The organism is Streptomyces sp. NBC_00576 (assembly GCF_036345175.1).
In the GTDB taxonomy this organism is placed as follows: Bacteria; Actinomycetota; Actinomycetes; order Streptomycetales; family Streptomycetaceae; genus Streptomyces.
Window position 1 is genome coordinate 6,238,825 of record NZ_CP107780.1, and the last position, 17,169, is coordinate 6,255,993.

The following is a 17,169-nucleotide window of genomic DNA, read 5'->3' on the forward strand; positions in this document are numbered from 1 at the left end:
GCTTTCAAAAACCTTCGACACACGGGGAGTTCGATCATGGGCGGGCTAGGGCACCAACGGCGGGTACCGCTGCGGCGGATACGGCTATGGGTCGTCGGGGCCACGGCGAGCGCTGTGGTGGCCGCTGGCCTCGGCACCGCGCCCGCGGTGTGGGCGACCCAGCGTCACGGGCACCACACCGTGGCGGCGCAGGCGGCCAAGAACGGCACAGCGGTCGCCTTCAAGGCGAAGACGGCCGCGAAGAAGGATCCAGCGAAGGCTGCCGCCGCCCGTACGGCAAAGACCCTTTCCCGGCCGGTGAGCTGGCCCACCGCCTCGGCCAAGACACTCCCGGTGGTGGCGAACACTGCCAAGTCGACCCTGGTCGGCAGTCTCCCCATGAAGGTGACCGCGCCCGGCAAGGGCGCGGCCCCCACGAAAGTCACCGTCAAAACGGCCCCGCACCAGACGGCCACCGCCCTCGGCATCCATGGCGCAGTCCTCTCCCTCACCCGCGCCGACGGCAGGAAGGCCGCTGCCAAGGCCCGCCTCACGCTGGACTATTCGGGCTTCGCGCACGCCTACGGCGGCGACTACGCCTCCCGACTGCAACTGGTCCGCCTGCCCGCGTGCGCGCTGACCACCCCGAAGCTCAAGAAGTGCCGTACGACAACCCCGCTGCCCACGACCAACGACACGTCGGCCCAGACCCTCACCGCCACGGCCCCGCTCGCCGCCTCCGGCATCACCGCCATGGCGGCGACCACCGGCGCCACGTCCGGTGCCGGTTCCTACGCGGCGACCCCGCTCAACCCGTCCGCGTCCTGGAACGCAGGCGGCTCCAGCGGTGACTTCACCTGGTCGTACCCGCTGTCGGTGCCGCCGTCCAACGGCGGTCCTTCGCCCAACCTTTCCCTCACCTACGACGCGCAGAGCGTCGACGGCCGGCTGCCCTCGACCAACAACCAGCCCTCATGGGTCGGTGAGGGCTTCGACCTCACCACCGGGTACATCGAGCGGTCGTACGACTCCTGCGACGACGACGGGCAGTCCGGCAAGAACGACGAGTGCTGGGCGAACGACAACGCCACCCTTGTCCTCGGCGGCAAGTCGAGCCCCCTGATCAAGGACTCCTCGACCGGCGCATGGCACCCGAAAACCGACGACGGCGAGCGCGTCACCCACTCCACAGGTGCCACGAACGGTGACAACGACGGCGAGTACTGGACGGTAACCACCCCGGACGGCACCCAGTACGTCTTCGGCAAGAACCGCCTGCCCGGCTGGGCCACCGGCAACGCGGTCACCAACTCCACCTGGACCGCCCCGGTGTTCGGCGACGACTCGGGCGAACCGGGCTACGACCAGGGGACGTCGTTCTCCGGCCGTGCGCTCACCCAGGCCTGGCGCTGGAACCTGGACTACGTCGTCGACCCGCACGGCAACGCCATGTCGTACTGGTACACCAAGGAGACCAACTACTACGCCAAGAACGGCACCACGACCGACAACGGCACGGCGTACGACCGCGGCGGCTACCTCAGCCGGATCGACTACGGCATCACCTCCTCCACCGTCTTCGGCACCGCCCCGGAGAAGGTCTCCTTCACCACCGCCGAGCGTTGCCTCGTCACCAGCACAGAGGACTGCTCCTCCCTGACCTCGTCGACGTCCTCGCACTGGCCCGACGTGCCCTTCGACGAGATCTGCGCCTCGGGCAAGGTGTGCAGCGCCACCGGGCCGACGTTCTTCTCCCGCAAGCGGCTTACGGGCGTCACCACGAGCGTGTGGGACGCGAGTCTCGCCACCCCTGCCTATCGGGACGTCGACTCCTGGGCGCTGGCCCACTCCTTCCCGGATCCGGGTGACGGCACCTCGGCCGGGCTGTGGCTGAAGTCCATCACCCGTACGGGCAAGGACGGTTCGACGACGGCGATGCCGCCGGTCACCTTCGCGGGGGTGCAGCTCTTCAACCGGGTGGACACGACCCACGACGACATCGCGGCACTGGTCAAATGGCGGGTGCGGACGATCACTTCGGAGACGGGCTCGGTCCTCACCGTCAACTACTCCGACCCGCAGTGCGTGGCAGGGACGACCATGCCCAGCGCGCCGGACTCCGACACCCTGCGCTGCTTCCCGACGTACTGGCAGCCGCCGTTCACGACCGATCCCCAACTGGACTGGTTCCACAAGTACGTTGTCACGCAGGTAACGGAGTCGGACCCGACCGGCGGCTCCCCGCTGAAGGAGACCGATTACACCTACAACGGTTCCCCGGCCTGGCACTACGACAGCGACAACGTCACCGCCCTCGCCAAGCGCAAGACGTGGTCGCAGTGGCGTGGTTACGGGAGTGTCACCACGACCACGGGTGACGCGCAGTCGACGCGGACGAAGACGGTCGCGACGTACTTCCGCGGTATGGACGCCGACAAACAGTCCGACGGCACCGCACGCAGTGTCAAGGTCACGGACTCCACGGGGACTTCGGTCACCGACTCGAACCCGCTGGCCGGCAGCGTCCGGGAGTCGGTCACCTACAATGGCTCCGCCGAGGTGTCCGGCACCATCACCGACCAGTGGATCCACCAGACGGCCACGGACGGCGCCCGCAGCGCGTACTTCACCCGCCCGGCGGCGGTGCACGCCCGTACCGACCTGTCCGCCGGCGGCACACGCGACACACTGGTCTCGACGACGTACGACCCGACGACCGGTGCGGCGCTGACCGTTGACGACGCGGGCGACACGGCCATCTCGGGCGACGAGCAGTGCACCCGCACCACGATCGCGAACAACACCACCAACTGGCTGATGGCGTTCCCGGTGCGCGTCGAGACGGTCGACGTGGCCTGCGACGAGACACCGACCCGCCCCGACGACGTGGTCTCCGACGTCCGCACGCTCTACGACAGCCAGTCCTACGGCACCGCCCCGACCCTCGGCGACGAGACGTCGACACAGCGCATGTCGTCGTACAGCGGCGGCAGCCCCGTCTACCAGACGGTCTCCACGAGCCACTACGACCCCCAGGGCCGCGTCGACTCCGTCAAGGACGCCGACCAGACCGTGGTCAGCAAGACCACGTACACCCCGACCACGGGCGGCCCTCTTACCAGCACGGTCACCACGGACGCCAAGAGCTACTCGACGACGACGAACTTCGACCCCGCGCGCGGTCTCGCCACCTCGGTCGTCGACCCCAACAGCAAGCGCACGGACTACGCGTACGACGGACTCGGCCGGCTGAAGTCCCTGTGGCTGGCCAACCGCAGCAAGTCCTCGGGCCAGAGCGCGAGCCTCGTCTACACCTACGCCATCTCCAACTCGGCGGCCTCCGTGGTCTCCACGGGCAAACTCAACAACGACGGCACGACGTACGACACGACGTACGCCCTGTATGACGCGCTGCTGCGCCCGCGCCAGACGCAGACCCCGGCGCCGGGAGGCGGCCGTGTCATCGCCGAAACCAAGTACGACAGCCGGGGGACGGCGGTCGAGGCGGACGCCGATTACACGGACACGACCTCACCGTCCGGGGCGCTGGCGAACATCACCTCGGTTGTCCCGTCCCAGATGCTGACGACGTACGACGGTGTCGGCCGACCGACGGCGGAGGACTTCTACGCGCTGGGTACCAAGCGCTGGACGACCGCGACGGCGTACGGCGGCGACCGCGTTACGGTCACTCCGCCCAAGGGCGGTATCGCGACCACGACACTGACGGACACGCTCGGCCGCACGGTCGAGACCCGGCAGTACGACAACGGCACGCCGAGTGGTTCCTACACGTCGATCAAGTACACGTACGACCCGAAGGGCCAGCTCAAGGAGGTCATCGACGACGACGGCAACACGTGGTCGTACGGCTACGACCTGATGGGCCGCAGGACCAGTTCGACCGACCCCGACACAGGGACGACGAACACGGCGTACAACGAGCTGGACCAAGTCGCCTCCACCACGATCGCGGTCGGCACCTCCGACGAGAAGACGCTCAGCTACGCCTACGACATCCTCGGCCGCAAGACCGACCTGTACGACGGCACGACCAAGGACGCGGCGCACGAACTGGCCAAATGGACCTTCGACTCGGTGGCCAAGGGTCAGCCGACGTCGGCGATCCGGTACGTCGGCGGCAGTGCGGGCTCGGCGTACGTCACCCAGGTCGGCGCCTACGACTCGCTGTACCGGCCGACGCTGACCCGGATGGTCATCCCGTCGGTCACGGGCGAAGAGGCGCTGGCGGGCACGTACTCGTCGACGACCGGCTACAACCTCGACGGCACCGTCCAGGTCACCTCCGACCCGGCGGCCGGCGGTCTGGCTTCCGAGTCGCTGGAGTACGGCTACAACGACCTGAGCATGCCGACGACGCTGAGCGGCACCACCGGCTACGTACAGAACACGAACTACTCGAAGCAGGGCGACGTCAGCCAGCTCACGCTGGGGGTTTCGTCCTCGGACACCGCCAAGTGGCTCCAGATCACCAATACTTACGAGGACGGCACCCGCCGTCTCCAGCGTGAACTGGTCACCGACGACGCCCAGTCGGCGCCTGTGCAGGACACGTCGTACACCTACGACGACGCGGGCAACCCGACGAAGGTCGCCACGCACGCCGACGGAACCGACGACGTCCAGTGCTACCGCTACGACGGCCACGACCGGCTCACCGAGGCCTGGACGGCGACCGACGGCTGCGCCGCCACCGCGTCCACGTCGGTCCTCGGCGGCCCGGCGCCGTACTGGCACAGCTACGCGTACGACGACCTGGGCAACCGCAAGACGCAGACCGACCACGCGACCACGACGGGCGGTTCCGACGCGACGACGTCGTTCGTCTACCCGCCCCAGGGCACGCCCCAGGCGCACACGCTGACGTCGTCGAGCACGGTTGTGGGCTCCACCACGACCACGAACTCCTACACGTACGACCACTCGGGCAACACCCACACCCGCACCCTGGGCGGCAGGACCCAGACGCTGGACTGGGATTCCGAGGGCCACCTGGCCAAGGTGACCAACGCGGACGGGACGTCGGCCTCCTACCTCTACGACGCGGACGGCAACCGGCTGCTCTCGCGCGACGACTCCGGGACGACGCTGTACCTGGGCGACACCGAAGTGCACCTGGCCAAGGGCGCGACGACGACCACGGGCACGCGCTACTACGCGTGGGCGGGCCAGACGGTCGCGGTGCGCACGAGCACGGGCAGCCTGCAGTGGCAGGTCACGGACGGGCACGACACCGCGGAGACGGCGGTGGACGCGACGACGCAGACGATCGCGAGGCGGCGGCTCGACCCGTTCGGCAACACCCGTGGTACGCAGCCGAGCTCGAGTTCATGGCTGGGTGACAAGGGCTTCGTGAGCGGTGTGCAGGACGCGGCGACGGGTCTGACGCACCTGGGGGCGAGGGAGTACGACTCGACGACCGGCCGGTTCGTCTCGGACGACCCGGTCCTGGAGCTGACTGACGCCCAGCAGATCGACGGGTACACGTACGCGGCGGACAACCCGATCTCGGGCAGCGACCCGACGGGTATGGACGACTGGTACAACGACCCGACGATGAACACGTGCGCCATCGACTGCGGCAGCACACCCGCACCGGCGACGACCACGACGGCCTCCTCCTCCTCCTCCTCCTCCTCCTCCGCGTCCTCTTCTTCCTCGCACAGCGGAGGCGGTGGCGGCGGTGGTTCCTCGCACCATAGCTGCGGCTGGTCCTTCTCCTGCTACGCCAAGAAGGCCTACCACGAGGTCGAACGGCACCCCGTGATCGCGGCCGTGGTCGCCACGGCGGTGGTGGTCGGCGCGGTCGCCTGCGTGGCGGCGACCGCGGGTGTGTGTGGAGCCGTCCTGGTGGCGGGCGCCGAGGGATTCACGGCGGGAGCCGAGATCGGTGGCCTGGGGGCCGCGGTGACGGGAGCGGCAGCCGGCGTGATCGGCGAAGGCGGGGCGGTGATCGCGGGGGCGGCAGGCGCTGCCGGGCTGGGTGCCGCGGCCGTGGCCAAGGGAGCGAAGACGGCGGCCAAGTCCGAGGCGGCGGCATCGTCCGGTGCGGCTGCCGCCAGTTCGGACGCGGCGTCGACGGCCAGCAACGGTGTCCGCTCGGCGGGCGCATACCGGGGGAGCTCCCAGAAGTCGCCTGGCGGCCAGAAGGGGGCGGGTGTGAGCGTCAAGCACGTCAAGATGGCGCTGGGCCGGGCCGGCATGAGCGTGGACCACTTCGACATCGTGCATGTCCCGGAGATCACGACGGCGGACGGCCTACTCGCGTACGGCTACAGCCCGCACCCGGGAGGTCTGCCGGAACTGGGTCCCCGCGGGCGGCCGGCGATCCAGGTCTCGGATATGGGTCTCGCCGACATGGACACCGCGGTCACCACGATCTTTCACGAGGCTTACCATCACCAGAGCTTTGCCACGATGGGTGTTGCCGACTTCGGTGGCAAGGAGTCTGCCGCGGAGGCATACGGACTGAGAATGCTTGATCTCTTCAACAGGAGATCAGGCCGGTGAAGCGACCCGGAATCGGTGAGGGGTGACGCGTGAAATCGTACGACTGGGGGCATGTCCAGGCGCTGGGCGCCGGTCCGCGGTTCATCGACGAACCGAGGGAACGGGAGTGCCCTGTCTGCGGAAACTTCGCGGTTCGCACCTATTTGTACGCCTCTGATCGCGGGCCCGGCCGGGAGACCGTGATCAGCTACACGTGGTGTGCTTCCTGTCGGCACTTCACTGGGAATACGGGCCCGAGGCCGGCAGGGTTGCGGTTTACGGATCCCCTGGCCGCGCTGTCCCGTGCGGAAAGGATCGACACGGAATCTGACAGCGATCTCTTTTTCCGGAAACTCGATCGTCTGTGGGATTCCGGCGAACTGCCGCAACGGTTCGAGCGCACGTAGCGAGCGAAGAAAGGATTTACGGGGAAGACGAGGAAAGGGAGGGGACACGGGGATGGGACGTGTCATATCGACAGAACGCCGTTCCGCCGGCACCGAGACCATGCTGGACGTGCTGCTGCGCTGGACATGGATCCGGCGTCGTACGCCGTCGCAGGACATCGCCGACTTCGACGGTGGGCAGCCGCTGCGGGTCGTCGGGTTCACGCAGAGCATCGGCGGGACGGTCAAGGTCTCGGTCGGCAAGGGCAAGCAGGTCGCGCGACTGAGGCAGGGTTATCTTCGGCTCGCCGTCGGTGAGGCACCGGTCTGGAGCGACGCGCGGGGCGGCCGGGACGCGGCCCTTCAGGCGCCGTTCCGGCTGAAGCTGGCGGGCGGGAAGGTTCGGCTGGCTCCGAAGTTCGAGCGGTATGAACTCGTCACGGGTGCGGGGACGTACGACCTCGCGGTGCCGAAGAAGGACGGGGAACTGGTGCGGCACGCGTTCAGTGGCGGGGCGGGGCTTCGGTGAGCGGCGGGTGAGTCCCGCGCGGTCAGAGTGTTGGGATCGAGGCACATCCTGGCCTGCGGCCGACCGAGGGCGCTCGCGACGGCCAGACGAGTCGAGGGTGACATTTGCGCCCGGCTTCCGAGATTCATGTCGTTGCTGAGGCCACGGTCCCGGTGTCGAAGCGGCGTCATTGCGGCTGCCCTGTAGGAGGGTGACAACGGTGTCCCGGCCGTCCGCAACACCCGAGGGCATGGCCATGTGCGGCCACAGTGCGGCCGGACGCCTTTGGACGAGGTAATACAGGGTGTCACCGTGGAACTGATCGCATGTGCTTTGATCAGGAAGAACAGCACCGAGCGGCACGAGCCGGAACCAGCCGTCACGAATCCCCGTGGTCTCGTAATGCGTAGGTCTCGGGTTCGAATCCCGAAGGCGGCTCCATGGTGAATCCCAGGTCGGGCCTCTGACCTGGGGTTTCTTGTTTCTATTGACCTTGGAATTGGGAATAAACGGACACGTGCAGTCTATGCATCGTAATGCGTAGGTCGAAGGTACGGTCTCTGTAGTGATTCCTAGGCCCCTGGCCCCTGGGCTGGTCTTTTGTGGCAATGATGGCGTCAGTTGACGCTCTGTCGAGGACCAGGTGCGGCCAATGTGCGGCCACGCGTGCAGCCACGGTGCTGGGATGACCATCAAGAGCGGCATTTCTGGGCTCAGTGTTGACCGATGCCTTGTAGAGTTTCGACAGTCAGACCAGCGGAATTCGTTAAGCGGGCTCGGCGGCCGATCGCGGGCCTGGGATCAGCTTTCCGCGTGCTGGGCGTGCTTCGGTAGGAGCCAGACCAGGGCGAAGGTGATCAGTTCGCCGGCGTGGTCGAAAACCGAGTTCCGCCGTGGTTGCGGCGTGCGAAGAACACGGTGCCGAGAGCGGCGGCGCCGATGGTGCCGGAGAGCTGCTGGGCAGCGTTGAGCATGCCTGCGCCGGTGCGGACCTCTTCGGTGGATGCGCCTCCGAGGACGCAGTCGAAGATCGGGACGAAGGCCAGGTCGGTGCCGTATCCGATCAGCAGCAGTGATGGGGCCAGTGTCCAGGGGGCGAGGCTGTCGCCCCGGTGGACGATGGTCCACCACATTACGAGCAGGCCGATAACGGCGATGCCGAGGCCGAGTTGCAAGGCGGCGCGGCCGAGTTTCTGGGTGAGCACAGCGCTGGCGAGCACCACGGCGACGGCGCTGTCGAGCGTCCAGGGGATCAGGGTGAGGCTGGTGTGCGGCGAAGTCCAGTGCAGGCTGAGCTGCAGCAGCAAGTTGAACGCCAGCTGGAATTCGCTCGGCGCTGCGAAGAAGGCGCCCACAATGGCCAGACCGGCGACGAAGCTGCGTTTGCGGAACAGCGAGGGGTGATCACCGGATGGCTGCTGCGCCGATGAGAGACGACGAACAGCGTCAGTGCGGTGATCGAACCCGGCTATCGACAGGTAGGTCCACAAGGGTCAGCCGAGTTCCCGGCCCTGGAGCAGCGGAATGATCAGCAGGGCTGAGGCCAGGTTGAGCAAGGCGATACCGCCGAGATCGAGCCGGGCGTTCGCATCCTCGCCGGTCTTGTGCGGCAGAAACCGCCAGGCCAGGGGCCTGGGCAGGCACGGCGCAGGGCTGAGGGTTCGGGACCGTGCAGGAGGCCGTCAAGAGCGCCGCAGTGGTGCAGGCCGTGAGGGTCACCATGGAGGACGAGGCGGTACTGGCTGAGTAGGGCCCAAGGGCCGTTCCCGTCCGCGGATGGTGGGCGGTGGAGAAGTGCAGTTGCCTCGACACAAGGGCGTGCACCTGCAGCTGACCGCCATGGCCGAGGGCTATCGCGAGGTCCTCGTCGTCAAGTCGGCGCAGGCGGCGGCCAATCCGACGCTGGAGCAGGTCAGACTCAGCGCCTCCGGTGGGGGTCTGCAGGTCCTGCCGAGCGCGGGCTGCGGTCTGCGCGCCCTCGACGAGGATGGCAATGCTGTCTTCAGGGGCCCGGCCGAAATGATGTGGGACTCGGCGGGTGGCACGGCCGCGGTGAGCACGCGTTCGCTGAGCGTCGGCGCCGCCACCGAGGTGCCCGCCCCCCAACTCCGAGGCGGAGAAGACCCAGCTGGGCCCCGGTGACAAGAGAGCCCAGCTGCCCGTCCAGGTCAGCGCCGTTACCGTCAAGCCCGATCTTGCCCTGGAAGGCGGGCTTTTCCTCCATGATCTTCGGTTGTCCGAGTCCGCCTCTACCACCAGAACGTCCGGCGCGAGCCGCTTGTACGTCCGCGATGCCGCGCATGGTCTTGCACAGGTTTACCGAGCGTGTCTTGGGTAGGGCGGCCACGACCGTCACCTCATTGAGGGAGGCGACGGCGCCGACGTGCTCGCGTACGAGCTGGACGAGTTCGGCCTCGACCTCGGTTGATGACGTCGTTGGTGCGGCCCATGACGAAGACATAGCCGTCGGCGTCGAGGTGCCCGCAGTCGAGGGCAGCCGGCCATTCGGCTGACTTGCGTGTCTGCTTGTCGAAGGCCGGGGGCGGGGACGACACGGCGCAGGGTGCTGACGCGCGAGGCCGTGGGGCCGACGGCATGTCGCGGCTTCGGCTTCGGGCCTTGACCGCCGCGGCGATCGCCTTGTGGACCACTTCGATGTCGAGTGCCACCCCGGTGGGCGGGGTGGGCCCGCAGTGATCCGCCCTGTGTTCCGACCACCTCGAGACCAGCCTTTACAACGGCTCGCGGCGCGGAAGGAGTGGCGGTCGCAACGCTGCGGACCAGAAGAGCCCCGCCGGCGCGGCAGATGCTCGGCGGAGCTCAGAGGGCGTGGCGTGGAGCGGTTGCCGCGTTGTGCCGCTGCGAGTCAGCGGGACTCCGCGATGCCGAGGGCGGTCAGGGCGTTGTGGATGCCCTCTTCGAGGAGTTCGTCGGAGAGCTGCCGGTCGGCCAGGGCGCGGGAGAGCTGCAGGGTACCGACGTCATGGCGTAGACGCTGAGGGTCTTTTTGCGGACCGAGCGCGGATCGGCCGGCGCGAGGCGCTCGGCGACACTGTCCATGACGGCCAGTACGCCGTCGGTGTAGGCCTGCTTGGTCGCGTCCCCGCACCGCCCGATCTCGTCGAGGGGTGCGGCGGAGGGGCAACCCTCGTCGGGGTTGTCGCGGTGCTGGGGCGACAGATATTGCCGCACGATCTGCTTGAGTCCGACGATGCCCGGTGCCGCCTGCGCGACGACGTTCGCGTTCAGTGTGCGCAGCTGGTCTGCGACCGCGGTGGCGACGAGGTCGTCCTTGGACTCGAAGTGGGCGTAGAAGGCACCGTTGGTCAGTCCGGCGTCCGCCATGAGTGTCGAGATGCCCGAGCCGCCGATGCCGTCGCGCTTGAACCGACGGCCGACGGTCTCGATGATCCGCTGCCTCGTCACCTGCTTGTGCTCTTTGCTGTACCGCACCACGGGCTCCTCCGTACGCCGAAAGGGCCGCCTGTTCTCCGTCGGCCCTCTCATTGTATGGTATTTCGAACGTACTCCAATGATGGCCGACGGCGTCTGAGGATGCCGACCGCCACCTGCTGGGCATGTGCGCTCATGTTCCCTCGGGTTGGGCCAAACGCCGTATGAGGTCGACCCACGTGGCCTGCAGGCGCGTGGTGGGCGCCCCGAGCTCCTCACGCAGGTAGTCCGCCGCCTCGAAGCTGGTGAAGGCGAGCAGGGCGTGGGCGAGCATGTCATGGTCACCATCAAGTCCCATGTCGCACAGGAGAGTTGAGACGTGGCGGTGGAAGGCCTGGCCGCTGCCCGAGCCAGCGCGGCGGGCGTAGGGCACCTGGCGTCCCAGCGCTGCGCCCAAGTCCGCATCGGTGGCGATGCGCCCGAGCAGGGCGCAGCCGAACGCCGTCAGTCGGTCCACCGCAGGTGCTCCTGGTCCCAGCGGGGGAGGACCTGAGGCATACGCCTCCTGGAACTCCGCTTCGGTTTCGTCGAGGAGGGCGAGCAGGAGGCCGTCGCGGTCGCCGAACCGGCGAAAGAGGGTGCCTTTTCCCAGGCCGGCTGCTTCGGCCACCTCCCGCATCGTCACGTGTTCGGCTCCCTGTTCGGCGACCAGTCGTGCCGCCGCCTCCAGTAAACGGGCGCGGTTACGGGCGGCATCGGATCTCTCGGCGATGACAGCGGCCGATGCGTTGTCCGGTGTCTCCGTCACGGTTCACTCCCTGGTGTTGCGTGTGCGTACACGTTCTTTCGGTCCTTGCTCTGCCACCGGTGTACATCGACGGGAGGGGGGAGTGTCAACCGGTACGAGGTATTGGGCACCCGTCAGGTGGTCGGCGCCCATCAGGGTGCCGCAGGTCGGCTTCGATCGGCCCGCACCCTGGACGTGGAGCACAGAGGGCGGCAGGGGCACCGGCCCTGGCATCACCCGAGGCCACACTGCTGCGGCCCACAAGCGGGAGTTGGCCTGCCGCCTGCCGCCTGCCGCCTGCCGCCTGCCGCCTGTGAACGTCCCCACGACCGGCCGGGATTTCCGTCCCCGTTATGCTCTTCGCGGTCCTGCAAGAGGGCCGCTGGCCTCCAGGCCAGGCACGACTGTTGCCCCTGTCGAACGGATGACCTGGGGGGTGGTGTCAGTGCGCCGTGAGGCGCTGTGAACTCGTGCGGAGGTGAGTGAGGTTCCCCCGGTGTGCGGGAGGTGCTGATCAGCTGGTCAGGGCGGGTTGACGGGGTTTCAGGTTCGTTCGTTCGGCCGTTGCCTGGTCGGCGTAGTGCTTCTCCTCGAACTCGATCGGGCTGAGGTAGCCGAGCCGCTTCTGGATGCGCCGGGAGTTATAGAAGCCGTCGATGTACTCGAACAGCGCGAGATTCGCCTCGGCCCGGGTGGCGAAGACGCGGCCGCGGATGCACTCCGTCTTGATGATCATCCACAGATTCTCCGCGAGAACGTTGTCGTAGCTGTCCCCGACCGAGCCCATTGATGCTTCAACTCCCGCTCTCAACAGTCGAGTTGTGAGCTTCACGGATGTGTACTGACAGCCGTGATCCGCATGGTGGATCAGCTTGCCCGGTTCGACTTCCCGGCTCGCGAGTGCGTACTCGAGGGTGGTCAGGACCAGGTCGGCGTCCGCGCGGGCAGAGGTCTCCCAGGCGACCACCCGGCGGGAGAACGCGTCCCGGATCGCCGACAGCCACAAGGGCCCCTCACCGGTGGCGATCATGGTGAGGTCGGTGGCCCACAGCCGGTTCGGCGCCGGTGCGGTGAAGTCCCGCTCGACCAGGTCCGGGGCGAGTGTGGCCTTGGGATCGCGGCGCGTGAAGCCGCCCCGGCGTGGGCTGATCCCGGCAATGTCGGCCTCGCGCATCAGGCGCTCGACCCGTTTGCGGCCCACGTGGACGCCCTCGCGCTTGAGCACGGCATGCACGCGTGGCGAGCCGTAGATCCCGCCCGAGCCGGCGTGGATCTCCTTGCGCAGCGCGGCGAGCTCCGCTCGCTCGTCGGTGGTCAGCCGGTCATCGCGCTCGCCGGCATCCGCCTCGGCCTGGCGGATCCACCCGCGCAGAGCCTCCGGATGCACACCGAGGTCGACGGCGAGCTTCTTGATCTGCGGCTTCGGCTCGGAGACGCGGTACATCCGCACCGCACGCTCACGCAACTCCAGCGAGTACTTTCTGGGCGCAGCCATGGTCGATGTTCCTCTCATGAGTCCCATCTGACCCTCTGTCAACACACTCCGCATTTCGGGGGAACCTCACCGTCCCATATCTGAACAAGCCTGGCGGACTGGTGTTTCACTCCGGTGACCAATGAGAACCTCGCTCGGGAGTAGTCGGTCACGCTCCACGTTCAGTCGGTGGTCGGTGTCGTCGCCTCCGACGTGCGGGCGCCGTCGACTCGGAGATCGGCCTGAACCAGTTGGTGTGGGCGAGAGGGCGGTCCAGTCAGGAGGAAGCGCGCTTCGAACTGGCCTCGCAGGCGGCCTGGCTGATGAAGGTCGGCCGTTACCCGATGTGCGAGGGCTACCTCGGAGAGGCCGCCCGCAAGGGTGATCCACAATGGCAGTTCGAAATCGGCCTGGACTGCGTCCTTGACGGTATCGCTGCTCGGCTGAAAATCGATCACGCGCCATCCGAAATGTGATGGACGTCGATCGGTTTCAGCCGATCGACATATACAGGACAGCTCCATCAGGGAAACGGAAGGCCCGCTACAGAGGATTGACATAAAGCGGGGCTTCCCCTTGCCTGTCGTTGAATCCGCGAAATACATTCGCCCCACTCGAGGCGGGGATAACATGACACGCGAATTCAATGACACGACACGAGCGCTCTACGCGGTGGCGGACCTCACGGCATGCGAGGGCATCACATGTCGCAGAAGTGAGGCCTCGGGGCGTCCCCGAGGCCTCGCCGTGGCCGGAACCCGGCTCTGCTCGGCCTGCGTCCTCCGCCTGACCGGCGGTCTGACGCGGCTGCCCAGCCTGTACGACGAGTGCGGACTGCTCCTCGGGGGCACCGACCGGCCGCGCGAACGTACATCCGGCGGTGGCGGCTCGTTGCGCGGGCTCCCTTTCAACACCGCGGCGGCGGAAGCCCGCTCCGTGATCCTCGGTGTGCTGCGTTCCTGGGCCGGGCTGGTCGTCGGGGAGCGGATCGTCGCCGCGCCCCGGGACACGGTGGCCGGCGTCGTCGAGTTCCTGATCCGGCACGCCGGGTGGCTGGCCGCCCACGAAGCCGCGGGTGAGCTGTCCGAGGAGGTGGCGCGAGCGGTACGCCGGGCGGGGTATGTGGTCGACCCGCCCCCCGGCCGAGGCATGCAGGTCGGGACGTGCGTCGTGGCGGACTGCGAGGGCGGGCTGACGGCCGTGGTGCGCGTCAACCGGGCCGATCCGCCGGTCGAGATCAGCTGCGCCGCGGATCCCTCGCACCGCTGGTCCGCGCAGGAGTGGATGGCGCTGAGCCGCGGTGCGTCGGAGGACCGGACGGAGCGGCCGGCCGGCCCGGCGCTCCCGGCGCCGACGGCGCGGTGGCTGAGCGCCCGGGCCATTTCCCTGTTGTGGGGGGTCCCCTCCGGCAGCGTGTACCGCCATGCCAGCGAACAGGGGTGGCGGCGGCGCACCGACAAGGGCCGCACCTTCTACCACGAGGAGGATGTCCTGCGGTCTCTCGGAGCGCGCACTGTTGGTCGCTCCTGACGGATCGGTCGTAAGCATTCACGAGGTTGGCGTGCTGGTTGCGAGTTGACGATGTGACAGGTCGCTGTGCTCTCTGGCACGCTGCGGGATCATGCCTGCCGCTGCCGAGCCTGCTGCGTCGCGTGAGGACCTCCTCACGCTGATCGCTGTACTGCGCGAGCAGAACGTGGTGCTGGCTGAACGCTGTGCGGGGCTCGAAGAGTAGAACGAGCGGCTGACCGCGCGGGTGGCAGAGCTGGAGCGGCGGCTGGACCGCAACTCGAAGAACTCCAATTTTCCGCCCTCGCAGGACGTGTTCGGCCTGCCCAGGGACGAGACGGTGGCGAAGCCGAAGCCGATGGGTAAGCGGGCAAGCGCAAGGGTGCTCCGGGTGCCGGACCGGCGATGGTCGAGAACCTGGACCGGGTCGAGGACCACCGGCCGGGTGCGTGCTCGGACTGCGGCGAGGCATTGGGTGATGCGCTGTCGGTGGGCTTCGCCCGCCGCCAGGTCAGCGATGTCCCGCTGGTGACGGTGCGGGTCACCGAGCATCGGCTGCACAAGGTCTGGTGCGACTGCGGTCATGTGACCGCGGCCGACGCGCCCGGCCTGCTGGCCGGGTCGCCGACCTCCTACGGGCTGAACCTGCGGGCGCTCGCGGTCTACCTCCTGGTCTTCCAGCACGTTCCCGTCGAGCGCGCCGCCCAGCTGATCGCCGACCTGACCGGCGCCAGGGTCTCCACCGGCTGGACCGCCTCCGTCCTGGACCGGGCCGCCGAGCTGGTCCAACCCTCACTTGACCTGATCCGGGCCCTGCTGGTCCTGGGGCACGTGCTGCACGGGGACGAGACCACCCCGAGGTTACCTTTCTCGTGGCCCCGCAATGGGGTTCCTGGCCCCCGGGTCCGGTATGGCTGTGTGCCCCCTGTCGAAGGCGATGACCTGGGGGGTGTTGCCGCTGGGCTTCGGGGCACCGCTTGACCGCTGATGAGGGGCCTGACGACCGCCTGGTCCGGCGCAATGCCGGGCCGCTTCACCGGGCGGCATGTCTGCGTAACGTGGTTGCCGGCGTGTGGTGCCGCAGGGACGGCCGGGAGTTTCAGGAGACGAGTGGCGAGAGGCACACGCACATGGTCGACACGACCGCGATAGATCTCTTCCTCGGCCTGGACCTGGGCAAGGAGTTCCACCACGCCCACGGCCGGACCCGGGACGGCAGAACCGTGCACGACAAGCGGCTGCCCAACACCGAGCCGAGACTGCTGGAGCTGTTCACCAGGCTGGTGGCGAAGTTCGGCACCGTTCTGGTGATCGTGGACCAGGTCGCGAACATCGGTGCGCTGCCGCTGACGGTGGCCCGCGCGGCGGGCTGCCGGGTGGCCTACCTGCCCGGGCTGTCGATGCGGCGGGCCGCCGACCTGCCTCCCGGCGAGGCCAAGACCGATGCCCGCGACGCGTTCGTGATCGCCGAGACCGCCCGCACGATGCCGCACACCCTGCGCGCGGTGGACCGCGACGACGAGGTGCTGGCCGAGCTGACGATGCTCACCGGTTACGACAACGACCTGGCCGGCGAGGTCAACCGCACCACCAACCGGCTGCGCGGCCTGCTCTCCCAGATCCATCCCTCCCTCGAACGCGTCCTCGGCCCCCGCCTGGCCTACCCCTACATCCAGGCCCTCCTCCAGCGCCACGGCTCCCCGGCCAGGCTGAAGAAACTGGGCCGGGCGCGCTGCGAGTCCCTGCTCAAGGCGCACGGTTCGCGCAAGGCCCACCACCTCACCGCAGAGATCTTCGACGCGCTCGCCGAGCAGACCCTCGTCGTTCCCGGCACCGAGGCATCCGCGCTGATCGTGCCGGGACTCGCCGCCCAGCTCGCCGCCGCCCACACTCAGCGCCGCCAGGCCGAGCAGGAGATCGCCGCCCTGCTGGAGGCCCTCCCTCTTTTCCACCTCCTGACCTCCTTGCCCGGCCTGGGCGTCAGGACCACGGCCGCCGTGATCGTCGCGATCGGTGACGGCAGCGGTTTCCCCACCGCCGGACACCTCGCCTCCTACGCCGGACTCGCGCCCGCCACGAAGTCCTCGGGCACCTCCATCCGCGGCGAGCACGCACCCCACCGCGGCAACCGGCTCCTCAAACGCGCCCTGTTCCAGGCCGCGTTCGCCGCGATCGGCTGCAAAGCCGACCCGTCCTCCCGGATCTACTACGACCGCCAGCGCGCACGCGGCAAGACCCACACCCAGGCGACCCTCCGCCTGGCCCGCCAGCGCGTGAACGTCATCCACGCGATGATCCGCACCGGGGCTCTCTACGAAGCACGCCCCCCGGGCGACGTCGGCCTCGCTGCCTGACGACTCCACCGCCTCCGCCCTCCAGGCCCCATCACACCCGCGCACCGGCACGGCCACTGCGGCCCTGCCGGCCACCGCACTGCCCATCAGCCACCCGATCCGCCGGGGACATCCCGCTTCGCGGGACGTCCCCAAAAACCAGGATCAACCCCTACAAGCCGACCCCACCGGGGTTGACGAAACAGATAGGGGCACCCCCCGCATCGGGTCCAGGCGCCGCTGGCTGCACGTGGCGTGCACCGAGCACCTGACCCTGCTCGGGCTGGCCC

10 protein-coding genes and 3 pseudogenes are annotated in these 17,169 nt (G+C 68.4%); 8 read left to right on the forward strand and 5 right to left on the reverse strand.

Annotated elements, in window-relative coordinates; genetic code table 11:
• Positions 1-36: 36 nt before the first annotated feature.
• Together OG734_RS26940 and OG734_RS26945 are read left to right on the forward strand one after the other, a co-directional pair.
• Positions 37-6,510, forward strand: a complete 6,474-nt coding sequence (locus OG734_RS26940) for an RHS repeat-associated core domain-containing protein (protein WP_330290065.1) — start codon at positions 37-39, stop codon at positions 6,508-6,510.
• A 438-nt stretch (positions 6,511-6,948) separates the two neighbouring features.
• Complete coding sequence (locus OG734_RS26945) at positions 6,949-7,404, forward strand: hypothetical protein (RefSeq protein WP_330290066.1); 456 nt, start codon at positions 6,949-6,951, stop codon at positions 7,402-7,404.
• An 836-nt stretch (positions 7,405-8,240) separates the two neighbouring features.
• Here the strand turns inward: OG734_RS26945 and OG734_RS26950 are convergent.
• A complete protein-coding gene (locus OG734_RS26950; RefSeq protein ID WP_330290067.1) occupies positions 8,241-8,873 on the reverse strand; it encodes an MFS transporter in 633 nt (210 codons plus the stop codon).
• A 310-nt stretch (positions 8,874-9,183) separates the two neighbouring features.
• Here OG734_RS26950 and OG734_RS26955 point away from each other — a divergent pair, with 310 nt between their 5' ends.
• Complete coding sequence (locus tag OG734_RS26955) at positions 9,184-9,525, forward strand: hypothetical protein (RefSeq protein ID WP_330290068.1); 342 nt, start codon at positions 9,184-9,186, stop codon at positions 9,523-9,525.
• A 226-nt stretch (positions 9,526-9,751) separates the two neighbouring features.
• On the opposite strand, the pseudogene OG734_RS48005 reads toward OG734_RS26955, so the two are convergent.
• The 4 genes and pseudogenes from OG734_RS48005 to OG734_RS26970 all read right to left on the reverse strand — a co-directional run.
• Positions 9,752-9,844, reverse strand: a pseudogene (locus OG734_RS48005) (hypothetical protein); the annotation flags it as partial.
• A 405-nt stretch (positions 9,845-10,249) separates the two neighbouring features.
• A pseudogene (locus OG734_RS26960) lies at positions 10,250-10,839 on the reverse strand (TetR family transcriptional regulator).
• 130 nt (positions 10,840-10,969) lie between these two features.
• Entirely contained in the window at positions 10,970-11,584 is a 615-nt protein-coding gene (locus OG734_RS26965) for a TetR/AcrR family transcriptional regulator (RefSeq protein ID WP_330290069.1), read from the reverse strand.
• Positions 11,585-12,077: 493 nt separating this feature from the next.
• Positions 12,078-13,058 carry an IS3 family transposase gene (locus tag OG734_RS26970; protein WP_330290070.1) on the reverse strand — a complete coding sequence of 327 codons (981 nt, stop codon included), beginning with the start codon at positions 13,056-13,058 and terminating at the stop codon, positions 12,078-12,080.
• Between the two features lie 230 nt (positions 13,059-13,288).
• Between OG734_RS26970 and OG734_RS26975 the strand changes: the two genes are divergently transcribed.
• The 5 genes and pseudogenes from OG734_RS26975 to OG734_RS26990 all read left to right on the forward strand — a co-directional run bounded on the left by OG734_RS26975 (position 13,289) and on the right by OG734_RS26990 (position 16,900).
• On the forward strand, positions 13,289-13,513 hold the full coding sequence (locus OG734_RS26975) for a hypothetical protein (RefSeq protein WP_330290071.1): 225 nt from the start codon (positions 13,289-13,291) through the stop codon (positions 13,511-13,513).
• Between the two features lie 154 nt (positions 13,514-13,667).
• Positions 13,668-14,567, forward strand: coding sequence for a hypothetical protein (locus OG734_RS26980; protein ID WP_330290072.1), 900 nt, complete (start codon positions 13,668-13,670; stop codon positions 14,565-14,567).
• Positions 14,568-14,781: 214 nt separating this feature from the next.
• A pseudogene (locus OG734_RS48010) lies at positions 14,782-14,856 on the forward strand (hypothetical protein); the annotation flags it as partial.
• 95 nt (positions 14,857-14,951) lie between these two features.
• Positions 14,952-15,527: an IS66 family transposase gene (locus OG734_RS26985; protein ID WP_330290073.1), complete on the forward strand. Its 576-nt coding sequence runs from the start codon at positions 14,952-14,954 to the stop codon at positions 15,525-15,527.
• Positions 15,528-15,676: 149 nt separating this feature from the next.
• Entirely contained in the window at positions 15,677-16,900 is a 1,224-nt protein-coding gene (locus tag OG734_RS26990; RefSeq protein WP_330290074.1) for an IS110 family transposase, read from the forward strand.
• The last annotated feature ends 269 nt before the right edge of the window (positions 16,901-17,169 follow it).